Origin of the sequence: Fulvivirga kasyanovii (assembly GCF_009711405.1) — a bacterium.
Lineage (GTDB): Bacteria > Bacteroidota > Bacteroidia > Cytophagales > Cyclobacteriaceae > Fulvivirga > Fulvivirga kasyanovii.
Genome location: NZ_SMLW01000144.1, coordinates 1 through 1,234 on the forward strand (window position 1 = coordinate 1; position 1,234 = coordinate 1,234).

1 protein-coding gene is annotated in these 1,234 nt (G+C 43.6%); it reads right to left on the reverse strand.

Annotation, left to right across the window (positions count from 1 at the left end; all coding sequences use genetic code 11):
• Positions 1-1,234, reverse strand: a 1,234-nt coding sequence (locus tag E1163_RS30185) for a hypothetical protein (protein ID WP_185155889.1), incomplete at both ends; no start/stop codon positions are given.

Genomic DNA, 1,234 nt, shown 5'->3' on the forward strand with positions numbered 1-1,234 from the left:
CTGACCATCGGTAAATGTGGTCGCATCAAAGGTATTGTCTGCTGACGCCGCCTGCAATACAGGACCGCCTATACCATCTCTGAACTCATAAGTATCATAACCGGCTGTTGCTGTCAATTCAATAGAAGTACCTGCACATGTACCAGGGTTTGGATCTTGTAATAATGTTAAGGCTGAAACATTATCTATACTGATAACCAAAGTCTCTGTAAAAACTCCACATATCGCTGAGAATGCTTCTACCTCGATGACCTGACCATCGGTAAACGTGGTCGCATCAAAAGTATTATCTGCCGAAGCCGCCTGTAAGACAGGGCCACCTACACCATTCCTGAATTCATAGGTATCATAACCAGGCGCAGCCGTAATTTCAACTGTTGAACCTACGCATCCTGGATCCGGTGATTGGGATAAAGTTAATGTAGGTAATGAATTTATACTAAGTGTAATTGTTTCTAATAATGTACCACAAGCAGTAGATACTGCTTCCACCTCAATCACCTGACCATCGGTAAATGTCGTGGCATCAAAGGTATTATCTGTTGAAGCTGCCTGCAAAACAGGACCGCCTACGCCATCTCTAAACTCATAAGTATCAAAACCTGGTGTTGCTGATACTTCCACTGAAGAACCTGAACATCCGGGGTCGGGGGTTTGAGTCAATAACAATGAAGGACTTGCCGATATATTCAATGTTATAGTTTCAGTAACAGTACCACACGTAGCTGATACCGCTTCCACCTCAATCACCTGACCATCGGTAAAAGTTGTGGCATCAAAAGTATTATCCGCTGAAGCTGCCTGTAATACAGGACCGCCTGCGCCATCTCTGAACTCATAAGTATCATAACCTGTAATGGCAGCTATTTCTATCGAGCTTCCGGCACATAGACCTGGGTCAGGAGTTTGTGTCAGAGATAATGTATTACTGATTACATTAACAGCCAATACAGTAGGTGCAGCTGCCGAACAGCCGTTAGCATCAGTATAGTTAATGCCCACTTCATACGGTGCGGCCCCATCCCAACGAATAGTAATACTAGGTTGAGATGCTCCTCCTCCGGATATTAGTGTCCCTCCGGTAAATGTCCATATATAATTAGTATTACCTGGTTCAGTAATGTATGTTTCAATATCGTTAAAACATACAGTCGTAGCTCCAGATATAAAAGAAGGTGTAGGTGGCGTATTAACCACTACGTCCGTAGTCTCTGTTACTGTTGCTGAACAACCA